The sequence below is a fragment of the Paenibacillus sp. NPDC057967 genome, assembly GCF_042887015.1.
GTDB lineage: Bacteria > Bacillota > Bacilli > Paenibacillales > Paenibacillaceae > Pristimantibacillus.
Genome location: NZ_JBHVQB010000001.1, coordinates 934,993 through 952,540, shown reverse-complemented (window position 1 = coordinate 952,540; position 17,548 = coordinate 934,993). Strand labels below are relative to the sequence as shown.

Annotated in this window: 20 protein-coding genes; 17 read left to right on the top strand and 3 right to left on the bottom strand. The window is 47.9% G+C overall.

Annotated elements, in window-relative coordinates:
- The first annotated feature begins 12 nt into the window (after positions 1-12).
- On the top strand, positions 13-990 hold the full coding sequence (locus tag ACFVSO_RS04130) for a helix-turn-helix transcriptional regulator (RefSeq protein ID WP_387470367.1): 978 nt from the start codon (positions 13-15) through the stop codon (positions 988-990).
- On the opposite strand, the gene ACFVSO_RS04125 is transcribed toward ACFVSO_RS04130, so the two are convergent.
- Complete coding sequence (locus ACFVSO_RS04125) at positions 987-1,613, bottom strand: nitroreductase family protein (RefSeq protein ID WP_387470365.1); 627 nt, start codon at positions 1,611-1,613, stop codon at positions 987-989. The genes ACFVSO_RS04130 and ACFVSO_RS04125 overlap by 4 nt on opposite strands.
- Before the next feature lie 6 nt (positions 1,614-1,619).
- Positions 1,620-2,576 (bottom strand): DMT family transporter, encoded by a 957-nt coding sequence (locus tag ACFVSO_RS04120; protein WP_387470363.1) that lies wholly within the window; start codon positions 2,574-2,576, stop codon positions 1,620-1,622.
- 147 nt (positions 2,577-2,723) lie between these two features.
- On the opposite strand from ACFVSO_RS04120, the gene ACFVSO_RS04115 reads away from it, so the two are divergent.
- From ACFVSO_RS04115 to ACFVSO_RS04080, 8 genes are all read left to right on the top strand, one after another.
- A complete protein-coding gene (locus tag ACFVSO_RS04115; RefSeq protein ID WP_387470361.1) occupies positions 2,724-4,064 on the top strand; it encodes an aminotransferase-like domain-containing protein in 1,341 nt (446 codons plus the stop codon).
- A gap of 238 nt (positions 4,065-4,302) precedes the next feature.
- A complete protein-coding gene (locus ACFVSO_RS04110) occupies positions 4,303-4,983 on the top strand; it encodes a hypothetical protein (protein WP_387470359.1) in 681 nt (226 codons plus the stop codon).
- A 132-nt stretch (positions 4,984-5,115) separates the two neighbouring features.
- Positions 5,116-5,436, top strand: a complete 321-nt coding sequence (locus tag ACFVSO_RS04105) for a MazG nucleotide pyrophosphohydrolase domain-containing protein (protein WP_387470357.1) — start codon at positions 5,116-5,118, stop codon at positions 5,434-5,436.
- 19 nt (positions 5,437-5,455) lie between these two features.
- A complete protein-coding gene (locus tag ACFVSO_RS04100) occupies positions 5,456-6,037 on the top strand; it encodes an LOG family protein (protein ID WP_387470355.1) in 582 nt (193 codons plus the stop codon).
- A 228-nt stretch (positions 6,038-6,265) separates the two neighbouring features.
- Positions 6,266-6,772, top strand: a complete 507-nt coding sequence (locus ACFVSO_RS04095; RefSeq protein ID WP_387470353.1) for a MerR family transcriptional regulator — start codon at positions 6,266-6,268, stop codon at positions 6,770-6,772.
- Positions 6,769-7,218, top strand: a complete 450-nt coding sequence (locus ACFVSO_RS04090) for an SRPBCC family protein (protein WP_387470351.1) — start codon at positions 6,769-6,771, stop codon at positions 7,216-7,218. The genes ACFVSO_RS04095 and ACFVSO_RS04090 overlap by 4 nt, the downstream gene beginning before the upstream one ends.
- Positions 7,215-7,655 (top strand): SRPBCC family protein, encoded by a 441-nt coding sequence (locus tag ACFVSO_RS04085; RefSeq protein WP_387470349.1) that lies wholly within the window; start codon positions 7,215-7,217, stop codon positions 7,653-7,655. Before ACFVSO_RS04090 ends, ACFVSO_RS04085 begins: the two co-directional genes overlap by 4 nt.
- A 250-nt stretch (positions 7,656-7,905) precedes the next feature.
- On the top strand, positions 7,906-9,360 hold the full coding sequence (locus ACFVSO_RS04080) for an alpha/beta hydrolase (protein ID WP_387470347.1): 1,455 nt from the start codon (positions 7,906-7,908) through the stop codon (positions 9,358-9,360).
- 52 nt (positions 9,361-9,412) lie between these two features.
- On the opposite strand, the gene ACFVSO_RS04075 is transcribed toward ACFVSO_RS04080, so the two are convergent.
- Positions 9,413-10,411: a MerR family transcriptional regulator gene (locus ACFVSO_RS04075; protein WP_387470345.1), complete on the bottom strand. Its 999-nt coding sequence runs from the start codon at positions 10,409-10,411 to the stop codon at positions 9,413-9,415.
- Between the two features lie 346 nt (positions 10,412-10,757).
- Here ACFVSO_RS04075 and ACFVSO_RS04070 point away from each other — a divergent pair, with 346 nt between their 5' ends.
- The 8 genes from ACFVSO_RS04070 to ACFVSO_RS04035 all read left to right on the top strand — a co-directional run bounded on the left by ACFVSO_RS04070 (position 10,758) and on the right by ACFVSO_RS04035 (position 17,544).
- Entirely contained in the window at positions 10,758-11,141 is a 384-nt protein-coding gene (locus ACFVSO_RS04070; RefSeq protein WP_387470343.1) for a hypothetical protein, read from the top strand.
- Positions 11,142-11,327: 186 nt separating this feature from the next.
- A complete protein-coding gene (locus ACFVSO_RS04065) occupies positions 11,328-12,203 on the top strand; it encodes an alpha/beta fold hydrolase (RefSeq protein ID WP_387470341.1) in 876 nt (291 codons plus the stop codon).
- 114 nt (positions 12,204-12,317) lie between these two features.
- Positions 12,318-13,214, top strand: a complete 897-nt coding sequence (locus ACFVSO_RS04060) for a M15 family metallopeptidase (protein WP_387470339.1) — start codon at positions 12,318-12,320, stop codon at positions 13,212-13,214.
- A gap of 7 nt (positions 13,215-13,221) precedes the next feature.
- Positions 13,222-13,809 (top strand): VanZ family protein, encoded by a 588-nt coding sequence (locus tag ACFVSO_RS04055; protein ID WP_387470337.1) that lies wholly within the window; start codon positions 13,222-13,224, stop codon positions 13,807-13,809.
- Positions 13,810-13,859: 50 nt separating this feature from the next.
- Positions 13,860-14,564: a response regulator transcription factor gene (locus ACFVSO_RS04050; protein ID WP_387470335.1), complete on the top strand. Its 705-nt coding sequence runs from the start codon at positions 13,860-13,862 to the stop codon at positions 14,562-14,564.
- On the top strand, positions 14,557-15,675 hold the full coding sequence (locus ACFVSO_RS04045) for a sensor histidine kinase (protein WP_387470333.1): 1,119 nt from the start codon (positions 14,557-14,559) through the stop codon (positions 15,673-15,675). Before ACFVSO_RS04050 ends, ACFVSO_RS04045 begins: the two co-directional genes overlap by 8 nt.
- A gap of 79 nt (positions 15,676-15,754) precedes the next feature.
- Entirely contained in the window at positions 15,755-16,657 is a 903-nt protein-coding gene (locus ACFVSO_RS04040; protein ID WP_387470331.1) for a carbohydrate ABC transporter permease, read from the top strand.
- A gap of 56 nt (positions 16,658-16,713) precedes the next feature.
- Positions 16,714-17,544 carry a carbohydrate ABC transporter permease gene (locus ACFVSO_RS04035; protein ID WP_387470555.1) on the top strand — a complete coding sequence of 277 codons (831 nt, stop codon included), beginning with the start codon at positions 16,714-16,716 and terminating at the stop codon, positions 17,542-17,544.
- Positions 17,545-17,548: the final 4 nt, after the last annotated feature.

Genomic DNA, 17,548 nt, shown 5'->3' with positions numbered 1-17,548 from the left:
GAGGATGAACAAGTGTCAAAGGCCAAACGGTTGATGGAATTGATTATTGCGGTCAATCGCAAGCGCCGATTTACAGTAAAAGAGCTAGCTAATGAGTTCGGTGTTTCTACGAGGACGATTCTTCGGGATTTACAGGAGCTGAGCGAACTGGGCGTACCTCTGTATTCTGAAGTAGGCCCTCATGGCGGATACCGGATTTTGCAAGAACGGCTCTTGCCCCCAATCGCCTTTACGGAGCGAGAGGCAGCAGCCGTATTTTTTGCTGTCCAGGCGTTGCGTCATTATTCATCTCTGCCGTTTGAGACGGAAACATCAACTGCGCTTAACAAGTTCTATAACTATATGCCGGAAGATGTGCGTGACCGGATCGATCAGATGAGAGACAGGGTTGACTTTATTACGCCGGCTAGACAAGCACAGTCACCGTATTTGTCCGTCTTGCTGGATGCAGCCATCCGGCAAATGGTCTTACTTGTGGATTATGCATCAAAACAAAAGCGGGGAAAGCGGGAAATACAACCGATTGGCATTTTCACCCAAGAGGGATTGTGGTATTGCTTGGCCTATTGCTTCCTTAGCAAGTCTTTTCGTGTGTTTCGCTGCGATCGGTTTGATTCTGCTGTTCCCTCAGAATCTCCGCCGCTTGACTTGCAGCAGATTCATCTGGGGAGCAAGGAGGAGCTATTTCGCCCTGAAGGCGATAGCGTATATCTGTATGCCGAGCTGTCCAAAGAAGGTGTGGAAGCATGTGAGGCAGATCCTTGGTCGGCTTCTCTGCTGCATGTTCGCAATGACAGCACAGGGTGGCTAGAAGGACATGTAGCGAGCAAAGATGTCCCGTTTTTTGCTTCTTATTTTGTCGGGCTCGGCAAGAAAGCTGCGGTGCGGCAACCGAAGGAGTTGCGTACAGCGATTAGGCAGCTGCTGTCGGAAATAATGGTTCAATACGAAGACGAAGAGGTTGCAGGTGCGCAGCCGAACATGTGTTAGAAACCGTTCCAGACCATCTTCTTATCTATCGGAATTCGTGAGGTTGGACGACTGGGGCCTGCAGCCTTGCCAATCGCAATCAGCATGATAGGGATGTATCGGCAAGGGACGTTGAACGCTTCGACAAAGGTATCGGCGTCAAATCCACCCATCGGGCATGAATCAAGCCCTTTCGCTCTCGCAGCGAGCATGAGCTGCATGGCGGCAAGCGATGCGTTCTTAATCGCTTCTTCACGCGCATAGGTAGATGTATCTGAGTATGCTGTGTTAATTTGGCCGATCAAGCGCGACTTCATATCTTCCGTCAATAACCCGGCTTCTACATCCGATTCAAAGACGTCTGCGGCATTCAGATTGGCCTCCAGGTCGCCAAGTATAGCTACGACGACAGAGGCTTCGACGATTTGCTTTTGACCGTAGGCGATAGGCAGCAGCTTCTCTTTTGCAGATTGGTCATGGATGGAGATATACTTCCAATGCTGAAGATTCCAAGCGGACGGCGCACAGCTCGCGATCTCCAGCAGCTCTTTGATTTCTTGTTTGCTCAGTTCGTACGAAGAGTCATATTGCTTGACCGAATGACGTTCTCGAACGATGGTGTGGAAATAGGTTGTTAATGCCATTTACATTCAACTCCTTGAACTATTCAATTCAGTTTGTTTATTGCGTCTCTCCAATGTTTTGTTTTGGCCCAGTCTATTCGTGCCGATAACCCCGGCAATGATCATAACCGAGCCGATCAGGTGATAGATCGTCACTTCTTCCCCAAGAAATACCGCTCCGGCTGTCATGGAGACGATGGTAGAGAGGTTGGCAAATACGCTCATTTTAGATGCTTCCATCTTGGACAGGATGTAGTTGGCCATTAATGCCGTGAACAGTGAAGATACAATCCCTAAGAAGAGGATGGATGAGATAAAAACGCCGCTGGCGAAAGGAGCAAATAAGTCATGAAGTGTTCCTTTGAACGCATGGCTGGTAAACGCAGTGACCATAAAAAAGACGAACCCGATGCCCATCATCAAATAAGTGATTTCCGCTGGTCTGAACTGCTTTGCTAGCGAGCGGGCTAGAACGGTATATCCAGCAAAAGCGACACAGGTGAGCAATAACAACGAGATCCCTGTCAGATTCGATAAATCGATGCGGCTGCCTTTCATGATAAAGATAAACACAACGCCGAACACCGATAGAAAGATCGACAGCTTCTGTAGAATGGTAATGGCCTCTTTCAGAAATAGGGAGGCGAAAATCATAGTGACGACTGGGGTGAACGCGTACAGAATGCCACCTTCCGCCGAGCTGGCATGCTGCAGCCCAAATGCTTGAAGCAGGAAGAACGCAAGCGGGTACATGGTTGCCAGCAACAGCAATTTGTAGATCGGCTTGCCGCGGTAGGAAAGCTTAACCCAGCCGAAAGCTACCGGGATGGACATAATCAGAAATGATATGGCAAAGCGAAAGGCCAGCGTGTCGAGCGGACCGGCATAATCAAGTACGAGCTTAGCAAACAGAAATGACAATCCGATAATGACCGCGTTAAGCACAGCAATGAAATAGGGAAGCTTTGCTTCCTTTTGACTCATGTTGCATCATCCTCTCTAACTAACGGCAGCGTGTTCGCGAACGTCTTAAACCGTTAATTAGAAGATATGATAGAATGATAAGCAGAACAACGTCATGTTACTTCAACTGTATCGATACAGTTGGTCTGGTATGAATGGGAGGGCAGCATGAAAAAATATTTTTCGATCATAACAGATATGGAGAATAAGATTCGGCAAGGGATATACCCTCCTGGTCAAAAGCTGCCTTCTGTCCGAAGCGCCGCGGAAGTCTATGGGTGCAGCATCAGCACGATCACAAGAGCCTATGCGGAGCTGGAGAAGCGCCATATGATTTATTCGGTCCCGCAAAGCGGCTTTTATGTGGTTGTAAAGCCGGGAGATTGGCGCGACAATCGAGACAGCAATATGATCTATTTCGCTACCGTACTGCCGGATGTAGAGGCGTTCCCTTATTTGGATTTTCAACATTGTCTGAACAAAGCCATTGATATATACAAGTATGACTTGTTTACGTACGGTGATCCGCTGGGACTAGAGTCTTTTCGCCACACGCTTGTTTCTCACTTGGCCAATGACCAAGTATTTACCAAAATTGATAAAATCCTTGTCACCTCTGGAGCTCAGCAGGCACTGGAGGTTTTGGCGAAGATGCCATTTCCGAACGGCAAAGAAACGGTATTGGTCGAACAGCCGAGCTACGATCGTTATCTGCGATTTCTTGAGAGGGAAGGCATACCTGTCTATGGCATCGCTCGTACGGCAGCAGGCATTGACCTGCAGGAACTCGAGCAATGGTTCAAAAGCGGCAAAATCAAATTTTTCTATACCATGCCCAGATATCATAATCCGCTTGGCACTTCCTATAGTGCGGGAGAGAAAAGGACTATCGCCAAGCTGGCCCGAAAATACGACGTGTTTATCGTGGAAGACGATTATATGGCTGACTTGGGCGCGGATCGGCAATCCGATCCGATTTTCGCTTACGATGGGGGATCGCATGTCATTTATGTAAAAAGCTTCTCCAAGATCATCTTCCCAGGCTTAAGAGTAGGTGCGATCGTACTGCCAGAGCGGCTGTTAAAGACTTTTCACACTTATAAAATATATCCTGACACTTCACTGTTATCTCAGGCGGCGCTTGAAGTGTACATAAAAAATGGCATGTACGAGCGGCATAAACGCAAGATAGGCAGCTTGTACGCGTCACGAATGCTGGCCTTGAATGAATCGGTAGAGCGGTATAATGAACCGGGGATCATGGAAGTACCTTATATCCCTTCAGGCATCTATACGCATTTTAAGCTGAAGCCGACGGTTAATGTGGAGCGTCTCTTAAAGCGTCTTGAAGCGAGAAAGATAATGGTCTTACCCAGTAAAGGATTTTACTTATCCAATTATCTGGAACGAGAGAAGTTTCTGCGGATCAGCATTTCTCAGACAAAGCCTGAGCAGATCGATGAAGGGGTCAAGGCAATTGTAGAGGAAGTGCGCATGGGTGACCGGTGAAGGATAGATAGTATTCAGATAAGAATATGAAAGCTACATGTCTTCGACTCACCATACTCATGAGTTCTGCCGTATTGTCGGATCATAAAATGTAGGTGTGAGGGCTGCGTTAGGTTATGAGCAAATGACCTGTTACAACCTCTTGGGCGTTATTTAAGCAGGTACTACACTAAGTTAGAACTATGAGGATCCCAGATCCTTCCTTATGATGAAGTTAAAATTTATGAGGAGAATACATATGGGATATCCGAATACGATTTGGAAAGTAATCTATCTGGTCTCTGCGGTTGTAGTTGGTGTTGGATGTTTTTGGGCTTTCATGTTCATTGTTTTTGATACGGAAGACGACTTTCTAGCAGCATTCGGGTTAGTCGCATTACCAATTGTTGCGATTTTATTGCTTTTATTTATCGGCTGGTTTATTTACCAGTCCACTAGCTATATAGGTCCAAACATAGGAATTATCGTTGTTGCGGCAATTCTCACTATGCCGGTTATTGAAGTAGGGTCTGCTATGATAAGTGGTATTCAAAAAAATCGTGTGAAGCCTTATGTGGAAAGCTATATGGCTGAGTTGAAAACAACCTTCTCAGAGAATATCACTAAATTGGATTTTGATGATAAAGAGAGTATTTCTGATACGATTAGGTACTGGAATGGGGATATTTGGGTTAAACTCAGCAAGAGAGAAGGGACACAATTATCGAGGGAGGATTTAAAAGAAGTAATTGATATTATTCCTCCAGCAAAGTATGCCGTGAGAGTATTTATTTATTATGGTAGTGAAAAATATGCTCTAAACGGACAGTTTAAAATCGATTTTTCGATTCGGACAAATCCAAATGATCCGCCGTATTGTTACTCTGATGATATTGAGAATAAGCCATGTAATATAGTTAAGGAGCTATTAGCCAGGTAAGATATACTGTAGTGGGTGATTTGCTAGTACTCGGAGATATATTATGATCTTGGCGTAGCTAGCGCTTTTCCATTATGGTATGATTTTTCGAGAATTCGTGATCGAAAAGATGCTTGGCAAGTGGAGGTACCTATGAATATTAATGAATTTCAACAGTGGGTGAAGGAGTATTATCAACAGAGGAACTGGTCCGACTTGGATATTTTTGTGCGGATCGGTTTTCTTGCGGAGGAAACTGGCGAAGTAGCACGTGCGATTCGTGCACTGGAGATCGGACGAGATCGCCCTGATGAGGGTGAAGGCTCCTATCAGGAAAATAAATTGGATTTAACCGAGGAACTTGGAGATGTATTAGGGAATCTCATTGTCATCGCCAATAAGTATGATATAACGCTCGAGGATATTTTAAAAGCCCATAAACAAAAGCTTGAAGCACGCTATTCATCAGAATAAATATTTGGAGGGTGTGGTTATGAAATCTATCGCAGTATTTTGCGGCTCCAGCGAGGGAGCTTCTTCTATATATAAAGAAAGTGCAGTGGAGCTAGGCCACGTGCTGGCCGAGCAACAGATTACCCTTATTTATGGCGGGGCCAATGTGGGTTTAATGGGAGCTGTTGCTGATGCTGTGTTGGAACAAGGAGGACTGGTGATCGGGGTCCTTCCATATTTCCTGCAAGATCGCGAAATTGCGCATAAAGGGCTGACAGAGCTCATTAAAGTGGACTCTATGCATGAGCGCAAAGCCAAGATGACCGAATTGGCTGACGGATTTATTGCTCTTCCTGGAGGCCCAGGGACGATGGAAGAGTTTTTTGAGATTTTTACTTGGGGCCAGCTAGGGCTACATCGCAAGCCTTGTGGTTTATTGAATATTAATCGTTATTTTGATCCCATTGTGTCTATGTTTGATGTGATGCAGCGTGAGCAATTCATGCAGCCGAAGTACCGTTCTATGGTTATCACAGATGATACTCCAGAGGGGATCTTGAAGCAGTTTTCGAATTACGAAGCTCCTTCAGTCAAGACCTATCTTAACGAACAGCGTACTTGACTCCATTTGGTTGGATTTCAGGAACTGCGAGAATATACAAATACATAAGAAATTTGTTAAAGGAGCATGCTGCAGCAGCTCCTTTCGCTTTTTCACCGAAATGGTTCCCTGAAATGCCCATGCCTCTGTCTCCTCGGGTTACAAGATTTCACTTGCACCTTACGTAACGTAATGTTTTACAATAAAGCTACCGGGTACATAGCTAGCGCCAAAGAGTGGAGATGGTTCATGAAGAGACATTGGAAGGTTGGGGATCTCGCCAAGCTGACTGGGCTTACCGTACGAACCTTGCGGTTTTATGATCAAATCGGGTTATTCGCTCCGTCGGGACAAACAGAATCCGGACACAGGCAGTACAATGAATTAGACTTGTCACGATTGCACCAGATATTAGCGCTTAAGGAGCTGGGATTATCTCTCGAGGAGATTAAATCGGTCCTAAATGGCGGGCAGATCAGTCCGCTTGAGATCGTGGAACTGCAGATAGATCAGATCAATGAACAGATTAAACAGCAGCAGAAACGATTGGAGCAGCTAAGATATGTATCCAAGCTTATGCAGGACAAAGCGGAATTAACGGTTGAAGATTTTACGAGCCTTTTGCAGGCAATGAAGATGGGATTCCAGAAACCGATCTTGGAGCGGCAAAAGAGTTGGGAGCGGCATTTGGACCTGTTGGGAAACTTTCTTACTGAAGAGAACGGAATTCCGAAACCTAAGGAGGACAATCAATGAATGAACGATTCGTCAAGCATGGAACCTTTGTCGTAGAACGGATTTATGCCGCACCACCGGAGCGGGTTTATCAAGCATGGGCCGATCCGATTGCTAAAGCCAAGTGGTTTTCAAAGCCGGAGATCTTCGATTTCCAGGTTGGTGGGCGCGAGTACAGCAGCGGCGGGCCGCCGGAAGGGCCGATCTTTACCTTCGACGCCAGCTATCAGGAGCTTGTTCCAGACCAGCGTATTGTCTATACGTACACACTGGATTCGGACGGTGTACGCATCTCCGTCTCGATCACAACGGTCGAGCTTATCAAGGTAGAGGATGGTACGAAGTTGGTTTTCACAGAGCAGGGTGCATTCTTTGACGGACATGATACGCCAGAAATACGAGAACACGGAACAAACATCATGTTGGACACACTGCGCAAGGTAGTAGAAGATGAGGCGGGAGCATGACGATAGGAGAAAATGAACTCATTGCAACGCGCGAGTACGATGTCCCGCAGGAGCTTGTGTTTCGGGCATGGACAACTCCCGAATTATTAGCCCTATGGTGGGGTCCGCAAGGCTTTACGAATACATTTCATGAGTGCGATATGAGGCCGGGAGGGACATGGCGGTACACCATGCACGGACCGGATGGCGTGGATTATTCTAACCATAGTGTCTTTGTTGAGTTCGTGCCGACGGAGCGGGTCGTGCTTGATCATTTATCCGGGCATGAATTTCGTGTAACGGCTACTTTCGAGGGTTTCAGTGGTCGCACCAGGGTCACCTTTCGTCAACTTTTCAAGAAAAAAGAGGAGTTTGAACAAGCTAAGCCGTACTGTGTAGAGGGGAATGAACAGAACCTTGACCGGCTTGGCAAGGTACTGGCGAAATTGGCAGACTAGCTTAGAAAAGTGATATCTGCATTTTCCCGAAGAGGCTGCTGCTTATGCTATGAGTCTATAATTGTCGCCGTTCATAATCCCTGTCGGGAATCGAACGGCGATTTTTGTTTTAGTAATGGAAAGATAGAATTTTCACTGATTCCTGCGCCACGGTCTTGAACAAATGTCACATGACTTGAATCTCCCCTTACAGGAGGTTGTAATGTTGAAATCAATTCAGGTGCAACTGTAAATGAGGAGGTTCAAGGTGATGAGATTTTTTGAAATGTTGTCTGTTGGGTTTAATATCTTGATGCTGGGCTGGTTGATATTTGGCAAGCGTAAGACGCAGAGGGGATTGCTCATTGGGTTTGGCATATCCGCTGTATTCGTGCTGATGCAGTGGTTAGTGGAAGGCATGCGCTGGCAGATGATCCCGGTATACGTCATGACATTAGTCCCGCTCGTGATCATCGCTCTCAGGTATATCACCAGACGGAGGGAAGCTCCCCGTAAAGCATCTCCATTAAAGCAGGGGCTAGTCATTGTACTGGCGGTGTTCTATTCCTTTGCAGCTTTGACTCTGCCGCTCGTGCTACCGGTCATTCAGTTCGACAAGCCATCAGGTCCATACCAGATTGGAACCGTCAATTATCATTGGACGGATGAGAAGCGGGAAGAAGCTTATGCACCAGGATCTGGTGACAAACGTGAATTAATGATACAGATTTGGTATCCGGCGGATTCCAAGGCGAAGGGTGAGCGCGCCCCTTATGTATCTGATGCGGATCTATTCGCTGAAGGGTATGGCAGAGCTTTGCATATGCCGAAGCAATTGTTTACAAGCATTGGTTTGGTGGAGACGCATGCGATTGAAAACGCGGAGTTGTCCAATCAAGAGCCGACTTACCCGGTCCTTATTTTCTCCCATTCCTTGAACGGAGTGAAAAACCAGAATACGTTTCAAATTGAACATTTAGTCAGTCATGGCTATATTGTCGTAGGTATTGATCATACGTACAACAGCACAATCTCCATTTTCCCTGACGGTCGTATTGTTCATTTTGTACCACAGGAAAGCAATACGATCGACTATCTGGATCGATTGAATGAAGGATGGGTGGAGGATGCCAGGTTCGTGCTGGATCAAGTGGAGGAGTTGGCCAGCAATGATCCGAATCAGCGCTTCACAGGCAAGATGGATTTGAGCAACATCGGCATGTTCGGTCATTCCTTCGGCGGAGCGACCACGACCCAAATGATGATGACGGATTCCAGAATTAAAGCAGGCATCAATATGGATGGGGGACTATATGGCAAGCTTCGGATTCCGGAAGAAGGGCTCAAAAAGCCGTTTCTAATGATGAGCGCCGATGATACATTAGCCGGAACCCAACATATGAGCGATGCGACCATCGCATCACAAGGCACGACCAGGGCAGAGCTGGACAAGTTCTTTGCAGACACGTTGGAGAGGTATGAGCATGTCGCAGTCGGCGGCAACTATTGGATGAAAATAAACAAGATGAAGCATATGGGCTTCTCTGATATGTATATGCTCTCTCCTCTGTTCGAGAGGATGGAGGGAGTGAATGTGAGCAAGGTTCATCGGCTTATTAACGATTATTCGCTGGATTTCTTCAATCATTATTTAAAGCAGCAGCCGACTAAGATATTGGAATCGAATATCGGCAACCATACGGACTTTTCGTTGGAGAGAGGCTGATTAGAAAACGTATAGAGCAGATCGAGGACATCATGTCCTCGTCTGTTCTTTTTTACATCTGCTGAAGCTTCCACCGTATGGCCTGATGCAATAAGACGTTTCCTTTTGAAAACTGCAGGAAGGTTGGACTGATAATGGAGCACAGTGTGTCGAACCTTTCCATGCGTTCTGTTAAGGCCGATTGTGAATGTTCGGCAAAATAACGAAAAAAATCTTCCTTATTAGCAGACTGCTCCACATTCGTGTACAGCATGGCCGTATCCTCAACAATGGCTTGAACATACGGGCTGCGTGGCGGTAGTTTTTGCTTTAATGCTTTATTCAAGCGGTTGTGAATGTGTTCCAGCTTCTTGACCCACAGCCCGGCCTTGAATGGAGGCTGAACAACCATATTAAAGAACAGAAATTGATGGTTTCTTATATCCTCGATGAACTGGGGATCGTTGATGAGCTTCTGCAATTCATTCCAAGCGTCCGCTTGTTTGGCGGATGCTTTCACTTGATTGATAATGTATTTATCGAAAAAATAGAGCAAAGAGTCTCGCCATTCTTCAGGAATACCATCCAACACGCGGGTGGTCTCCACTTTATCGGCGATGAACTGTTTGCGCTTCTCGCTGTTAATGGTTCGTTCATTGACCAATTTATGAATATAACGTAAGGAATCGCCCTGGTGCTGCTTCGCTTCCCGCAAAATCGCAATCATGTTCGTAAGCGTATTAGCTTGAGTCTCCAAGGAATCGATCTGCCAGTCCAGTGCTTTGTCCACCGATAGTTCTCCGGAGATCAAATGCCTGATTTCATCTATGCCAAAATCCAGATAGCGCAGGGTTGTGATGAGTTCCAGACGCCACAGGTCTTCCGTCGAGTACAATCGATGTCCCCCTTCTGTGTAGCAGGCAGGCTTCACTAGTCCGACTTCATCGTAATATCGTACAGTTTTGATCGTGCTTCCGATCATTCTCGCGGCTTCCCCGATGGAATAAATGGCTTCTTCTGCTTGTACCTCTGTGTGAGCTCCAAGTTGTTTTCCGTGATGTTTTGAACGCAAAGCGATTCACCTCCGGTCGGTATTATACAATCTCCTGTAACAGGAGATTCAATTCGAAGTTATTTGATTGTAATGGCTTTCCAGTAGGGAATCAATACAGTGATTGACCAGGCGGGCTGAGAGGCAGCGACTAATTTTTGGTGGTCCATTTGATGGAACAAATATATGGCTTTCCCCTGCTTTGAACTGCACCTCCAATCGTTAGATGGCGTCAAATAATTGCGGTGCAGTTCATTGATTCAGCGGCTTTCTTTATTGGTTATGCGGGCTTGGTTCAATTGCAAATTGTCCCATCTCTTTATATCATAGACATATCTTAAAAGCTTTTAAGAGGGAGTGTTACCCGGTGATCAACATATATGAAGAAGAGCGTGAAGGAGCATTAGCGAACACTATTGAGCATTCTCATGCATCGATGGAACAGTGCCTCGAAGCTATTCGGCGGATGAACGGGTTCACGCACAGCCATGTCACCATTCAGCATAGGGACAATATGATTATGGTCGGCGGCGGCAGTGACGAGTTCATTGTTACGGTTGAATCCAGCATAGCGATTCACAATTTGCTAAGCTCGGAGGAAGAGAATGAATTTGTGGAGATTACAGTAGGCGGTCAAGCCTGTGAATTTCCGCAGAAGTATATCGTTAGATTCGAACTGGTGGAGTCTGCACTTCGCTATTTTTTAGAAGATGCATCTATCGATCTCGAGTGGGAAGTCATTGATAAGTAGATAAATGGAGATTGCCATTCCTATCGGGCCAGACCTAGGATTAAATCATATCCAAATAATGATAAAGGAGCGGGCCAAAGCCGCTCCTTTTTGGTTTGTGGCTGCTAAGCCATTTGAATGGACAACAGAACCTCACAAAACCATGAGGCATAAGCTGAAGCATATAGATGGAGAGGATGTTTGCCCATGTTTTCCTATTGCCCGCAAGTGTATGATTTCTACCGGTTCATGGCCCCCGGTTACGATAACTATCCTTATTGCTACAGCGGCTGGACGTGGCCGTGTGATGTTAGAGAGGTTCAAGAGAGCTACCTGTTGCCTCCGCAACAACTGCTTTCCATTGTGCTTGTGCATGGCGCCTGGGCCGATGCGCACTTTTGGGACGGCATTGCGGCCGAGCTTCGCAGAAGAGGACATACCGTCTACACGCCAGAGTATGCAGGTCACGGTGATGACCCTAATAAAGCAGTCACGCATGCGATGATCACGAAGTCTGTTGTGGACTATGTAACGAAGATGAATCTTCATAGGATTATTCTCGTCGGACATAGCTTCGGCGGTACGGTCATTCAGAAGGTTGCGGAGCAAATTCCAGAACGGATCAAGCGCCTAGTCTTCTGGGATGCGTTCGTATTAAAAGACGGCGAAGCTGCTGCTGACGAACTGCCACCCGGGACGAGACAAGGCTTCGAGCAGATAAGAGCTGCATCGCATGATGATACGATTATGCTCCCTTTTCCGATCTTCCGTGACTTATTCGTCAATACAGCAACCTTGGAGGTCGCCAAGCAGATGTACGCGCGCATTATGCCGGAGCCTGCGAAGCCGCTCTTCGAGAAGCTGGACCTTAAAGCGTTCTATGCGCTTCCTACGCCGAAAAGTTATCTCTTCTTTTACCAGGATAACGTTTTTGCAGAGGGAGGGGAGTACGGCTGGCATCCGCATATGTCCTCCCGGCTGGGTACCTTCCGCCTGATTGTAGGAGACGGCGACCATATGACCGATTCGCGCACAAGGCCTGCTATGGTTGCGCAGAAGCTGTACGAAGCGGGGCGGGACTAAGCTGCCTGTAAGTAAATCTTCAATTTTAATAAAAACTTTAAGATTGACCCCATTTCTTTTTTAACAGTTTTCTTTATTCTTCAAGGATAAGAAGGATGAGGAGGAAGCTGGAGCATGAAGAAATGGTTTTTTTGTCTTGTAATTTTGTTGCTGCTTGGCTATGGATTAACGAAGTGGAAGACGGGGACGAGCAGCTTACCCGATGAATCGAAACCTCGCATAGAAAACGGAATGAAGCCTGATCCAACTGTTCAAAGGGACGGCTTTACGATAGATGTATCTCAAGAAATGATCTACAGGGGAGACCTGCTGCTCATTAACAAAGACCATCCTGTTCCAGATGGAATTGACGCGGAGTCGGAAGCGGTGAGTCTCGTCAGAAATCCTGAATTGATCGACGGCTTTGGTGTGCTGGATAATCGCGTTCTGCTATCGCCCCGGCTGGCGGGGAAGTTTAGTAGGATGGTGAAGGATGCGGCACAGGAGGGAGTATCCAGTTTTCTGATCAGCAGCGGCTTTCGGAATAAAGCCGATCAAGAGGAGTTGTATCGCACATTGGGGGCACAGATTGCCAATCCCCCAGGGTATAGCGAGCACAATGTTGGCCTATCGATGGATATCGGCTCCTCACAGGCCGAAATGAGTCGTGCCCCGGAAGGAAAGTGGCTGATCGACCACTCATGGAAATACGGGTTTGTGTTGCGCTTTCCCGAGGATAAAACGGCGATTACCGGCGTTCAATTCGAGCCGTGGCATTTCCGTTATGTCGGTTTGCCGCATAGCGCCATTATGAAGGAGAAGAACCTCGTGCTGGAGGAATATCTGGATTACTTGAAGGAACAGAACTCGGTGAGTACAAGCATCGGGGAGGATCGCTATCAGGTCTTTTATTATCCGGTATCCCGCGATCATAAGATCGACGTGCCAGTGCGAGGCGAATACGAAGTCTCCGGCAACAATCAAGATGGTGTTATCGTGACGGTGCGCCAATCAGCTGAACAAGGAGAGTGAAGTGCAAATGAATACGAGGATTGGGACGGTGGCAACAAGCGGAATTGAGACAAACAAGAGGAATGTCAATCCTCATAATTGTACGGCAGGAGGGAGTGGCCCGCTGAGCGTGCTGCTCCTCCAGACTCTTCTTGCCCTATACGTATATATGCTGGTCAAAATCATTTTGCTGAAGTTTCACTCTCTGGATATGAGGTTTCTGTGGAGCCGCCTGCTCGCCGGGCTGCAGCAGCCTGACTTGCTGTCCCAGCGTCTAGAGAGCGGCAATCTGGTACTCTTCCGGGAAATCTCCAGATCGCTGCAATCGTTCAGCAGCCACGATATATATAATTTGCTCGGCAACGTGGTGATCTTTATGCCACTGGGCATTTTGTTAGGATTGATGTTCACTCGTAAAAGGATGGCTGGGATAAAGGTGTTGTTTTATGCCTTCTTCTTAAGCCTGTGCCTGGAGACTGCCCAGTTGCTATTCATGATCGGCCAGTTCGATGTCGATGATATATTACTGAATACAGGGGGAGGAGTTCTAGGCTTCGCGATATACCGGACAGCTACTCTCACCTTCCGCTATACATCGAACAAAAAGAGCATTTGAAATCGCTGGCCGGACTCGGTTATGCTTGACCTTGAAAAGGAGAGAATGTCATGAAATCGATCACCATTCTAATTGCGGATGACGAGGCGGAGATTGCCGATCTGATCGAGCTGCATCTGGTCAAAGAGGGCTACCGTTGCCTGAAAGCCGTTGACGGACAAGAGGCACTCGGCATGATCTGGACGCAATCCGTGGATTTGGCGATATTGGATATTATGATGCCCAAGATCGACGGGTACGAGCTGACCCGGATCATCCGAGAGAAGTTTCATCTGCCGATTATTTTTCTTAGTGCCAAGGCGACCGATTTGGATAAAATTACGGGCCTCGTTCGCGGCGCTGATGATTATATGACCAAGCCATTCAACCCTATGGAGCTGGTGGCTCGGGTGAACGCACAGCTGCGCCGCTTTATTCAGTTGAACCCATCGGTGGCTGCTCCGGCGACGGATACGTCTATGCTGGAGGCTGGGGGGCTTGTGATCTATCCTGAGCAGCGCAATGTGTTCCTGTACGGTGATCCGGTCGAGCTTACGCCCAAGGAGTTCGACATATTGGTGCTGCTCGCCAGCCATCCGAAGAAGGTATTCAGCTCGGAGCATATTTTCCAGCGGGTGTGGGGCGAGGCGTATTATGAAAGCGGGAATACCGTGATGGTGCATATCCGAACGTTGCGCAAGAAGCTTGGGGAGGATCAGCATAAGAACAAGCTGATCAGGACGGTGTGGGGGGTAGGTTATGCGTTCAATGGCTAAACCCAAATTCCGAAGCTTCCGCTTCCAGATGGTCCGCCTGTTCGGGTTCAGCATGCTGCTGTCCGCCGCGACGACCTTTCTGATCTACTTGGCGCTGCAGCAATATTACTATACGCTGCTCCGCGAGGACCCGATGTTCCAGGTGCGCGAAGCTATTCGAGATATCGGCGATATTAACGCGTTCCTGATTCTATTTTTTCCGATTTCGTTTCTATACTTCTATCTGTTGACCCGGCGTTACGTGGCTTACTTCCGGGAGATTTCCCGCGGTATCAACCAGCTCGCCGGGGGCGACTTCTCCCATCGGGTTCATATCCCGACCACGGATGAGATCGGGGACATTGCGCGGGACATCAACCTTGCCAGCGAGAAGCTGAAGCAGGCGGTGGAACGGGGCGATTTTGCCGAGAACAGCAAGGAGCAGCTGGTGCTTAATCTTGCTCATGATTTGAGGACCCCGCTGACTTCGGTCATCGGGTATTTGGACTTTATTCTGCAAGGCAAGGATTTGACTGCTGATCAAATGAAGCACTACACGTCGATAGCCTTCACGAAATCACAGCGGCTTGAGAAGCTGATCGACGAGTTGTTCGAGATAACGCGCATGAATTACGGCAAGCTGAATATTCGTTGCGAGCCGCTCGATCTGGGCGAGCTGCTAACCCAATTAAGCGAAGAAATGTATCCGGTATTTGAGAAAAACAAGCTGACCGCGCGTCTTTCAATCGCGCCTAATCTGATGATTTCCGGTGACGGCGACCTGCTCGCGCGCGTGTTCGAGAATCTGCTGTCCAATGCTGTGCGTTATGGTACAGATGGCGAGTATATCGATATCAGCGGCAGCCAAGAGGACGGGCAGGTTGTCATTCAAATCACCAATTACGGCAGGTTCATCCCGCCTGACGAGCAGCCTCATGTGTTTGATATGTTCTTCACCGGGGATCGTGCGCGAACCCATCAGGAAGGTAGCACTGGGCTTGGCTTGTTTATCGCCAAAAATATTGTAGAACAACATGAAGGCGACATATCGGTGCAAAGCGATGTCATTCGCACCGCATTCGAGGTGCGATTGCCTTGCTTGGATTTGACTGTGCAAGCAAATCCATTTTAGGAAAAGTTAAGAATTCCCCCACTTCTTATTTTATCAGTCTGGCCTATGCTTAGAGCATCAACGGCAGGAGGACTGAAAGATGAAGAAGTGGGGTTTTTTGCGTGCTCCGCGGGGCCTCGCCCGGTGGATACGCCGGGACACCGCGGCGGCGTGGCTGTTTCTCGCGCCGAGCGCAGTTGGTTTTGCCGTGTTTTATCTGATCCCGTTTGTCATGGGGGTGTTGTATTCATTCATGAGCAGCGCCTCCGGCGGAGGGTTCGCGGGCCTGGCGAATTATCGGGAGCTGGTGGCCAGCGAGTCGTTCCGGAAGGCGGCGTCCAACACCTTTTATTTCAGCGCGGTGAGCGTTCCGCTTATGCTGGCGTTGTCCCTGGGGCTGGCGCTATTGCTGAACCGGCAAATCTATTTTCGCAAATGGCTGCGCACCTCTTATGTGTTGCCGCTTGTCGTTCCCGTCGCCTCTGTCATCATCATCTGGCAGATGGTCTTTGACTGGAATGGGGTTTTGAACTATGCGCTCAGTTGGTTCGGGATCAACCGGGTGGACTGGATGAAGACGGAAGCGGCCCGGAATGTGGTCATTGCGGTGTATCTATGGAAAAACGTCGGGTACAACGTCATCTTGTTTCTAGCGGGACTCCAGCAAATCCCGAAGGATTATTATGAGACCGCCCAGCTTGAGGGTGCCGGACGTTTTCGTCAGTTTTTCGGCATTACGCTAGTCTATTTGACTACAACGACGTTCTTTGTGGTGATCATGTCGATCATCAATTCCTTCAAGGTGTTTCGGGAGACGTATTTGATGGCCGGCGATTACCCGCATGACAGCATCTATATGCTGCAGCATTACATGAACAACATGTTCGTGTCACTGGATATTCAGAAGCTGACGGCGGCGGCAGCGTTGATGGTCTGCGGTATTATGGTGGTCGTACTGGGGATGTTCGGCCTGGAGCGCCGGTATCGCCAGTTTATGGAGTAGGAGGAGGAGCTTTGCGAGTCATTTCAACCATACATAAAGTGTTGTTAACGGCGTTAATGGGGATGATTGGTTTGCTATTATTGTCCCCGATTGTCATTACCTTCACCAATTCGCTGATGAGCAAGCAGGAGCTGAACATCAACTATGGGGTGATCGGGAAGCTCACGGAGGTAACGTCAACGGGTGCCGATACATTTGTGAATTTAAAATGGCTGCCGGACAAGGTGACTCTGGCGCAATACGGCGAGCTGCTGGTCTATTCGCCTAACTATCTGCTGCTGTTCTGGAATTCGGCAGGCTTGGTTGTACCGATTATCCTTGGACAGACGGTTGTCGCGGCGCTGGCAGCCTACGCTTTTGCGAAGCTGAACTTCCGTGGTCGTGATTCTCTGTTTCTCGTGTATCTGCTGACGATGCTCATGCCTTTTCAGGTTACGCTCGTTCCGAACTACATCATGGCCGATAAGCTGGGTTTGCTCCATACATCAGGTGCTGTGATCCTTCCGGGCATTTTTGCGGCTTTTGGTGTATTCATGCTGCGCCAGTTCATGCTGCATATTCCCTATGCCTATATCGAAGCGGCCAAGATAGACGGAGCCGGCCATCTCAGAATATTTCTGACGGTTATTTTGCCGATGGTGAAGCCGGGGCTTGCCGCTCTGGTCGTGCTGCTATTTGTGGATTACTGGAATATGGTCGAGCAGCCGCTGATTTTTATCAATGATCCGTTCAAGCAGCCTTTATCAGTATTTCTGTCGAGGCTAAGCGGTGAATGGGATACGGTGTTTGCCGCGTCGATGCTGTATATGGCTCCGATGGTGCTGTTGTTCCTTTATGCGGAGACGTATTTCATCGAAGGCGTTCAATTGTCCGGGATTAAGGGGTAGGAGG

What these genes read in the sequence shown, in the direction of transcription:
- ACFVSO_RS04060 (WP_387470339.1), top strand. Translation starts at nt 12,318, where the DNA reads ATGAAGAAATGGTTTTTTTGTCTTGTAATTTTGTTGCTGCTTGGCTAT.
- ACFVSO_RS04120 (WP_387470363.1), bottom strand. Translation starts at nt 2,576, where the DNA reads ATGAGTCAAAAGGAAGCAAAGCTTCCCTATTTCATTGCTGTGCTTAAC.
- ACFVSO_RS04115 (WP_387470361.1), top strand. Translation starts at nt 2,724, where the DNA reads ATGAAAAAATATTTTTCGATCATAACAGATATGGAGAATAAGATTCGG.
- ACFVSO_RS04080 (WP_387470347.1), top strand. Translation starts at nt 7,906, where the DNA reads ATGAGATTTTTTGAAATGTTGTCTGTTGGGTTTAATATCTTGATGCTG.
- ACFVSO_RS04095 (WP_387470353.1), top strand. Translation starts at nt 6,266, where the DNA reads ATGAAGAGACATTGGAAGGTTGGGGATCTCGCCAAGCTGACTGGGCTT.
- ACFVSO_RS04040 (WP_387470331.1), top strand. Translation starts at nt 15,755, where the DNA reads ATGAAGAAGTGGGGTTTTTTGCGTGCTCCGCGGGGCCTCGCCCGGTGG.
- ACFVSO_RS04105 (WP_387470357.1), top strand. Translation starts at nt 5,116, where the DNA reads ATGAATATTAATGAATTTCAACAGTGGGTGAAGGAGTATTATCAACAG.
- ACFVSO_RS04055 (WP_387470337.1), top strand. Translation starts at nt 13,222, where the DNA reads ATGAATACGAGGATTGGGACGGTGGCAACAAGCGGAATTGAGACAAAC.
- ACFVSO_RS04090 (WP_387470351.1), top strand. Translation starts at nt 6,769, where the DNA reads ATGAATGAACGATTCGTCAAGCATGGAACCTTTGTCGTAGAACGGATT.
- ACFVSO_RS04085 (WP_387470349.1), top strand. Translation starts at nt 7,215, where the DNA reads ATGACGATAGGAGAAAATGAACTCATTGCAACGCGCGAGTACGATGTC.
- ACFVSO_RS04050 (WP_387470335.1), top strand. Translation starts at nt 13,860, where the DNA reads ATGAAATCGATCACCATTCTAATTGCGGATGACGAGGCGGAGATTGCC.
- ACFVSO_RS04110 (WP_387470359.1), top strand. Translation starts at nt 4,303, where the DNA reads ATGGGATATCCGAATACGATTTGGAAAGTAATCTATCTGGTCTCTGCG.
- ACFVSO_RS04045 (WP_387470333.1), top strand. Translation starts at nt 14,557, where the DNA reads ATGGCTAAACCCAAATTCCGAAGCTTCCGCTTCCAGATGGTCCGCCTG.
- ACFVSO_RS04125 (WP_387470365.1), bottom strand. Translation starts at nt 1,613, where the DNA reads ATGGCATTAACAACCTATTTCCACACCATCGTTCGAGAACGTCATTCG.
- ACFVSO_RS04100 (WP_387470355.1), top strand. Translation starts at nt 5,456, where the DNA reads ATGAAATCTATCGCAGTATTTTGCGGCTCCAGCGAGGGAGCTTCTTCT.
- ACFVSO_RS04035 (WP_387470555.1), top strand. Translation starts at nt 16,714, where the DNA reads ATGGGGATGATTGGTTTGCTATTATTGTCCCCGATTGTCATTACCTTC.
- ACFVSO_RS04065 (WP_387470341.1), top strand. Translation starts at nt 11,328, where the DNA reads ATGTTTTCCTATTGCCCGCAAGTGTATGATTTCTACCGGTTCATGGCC.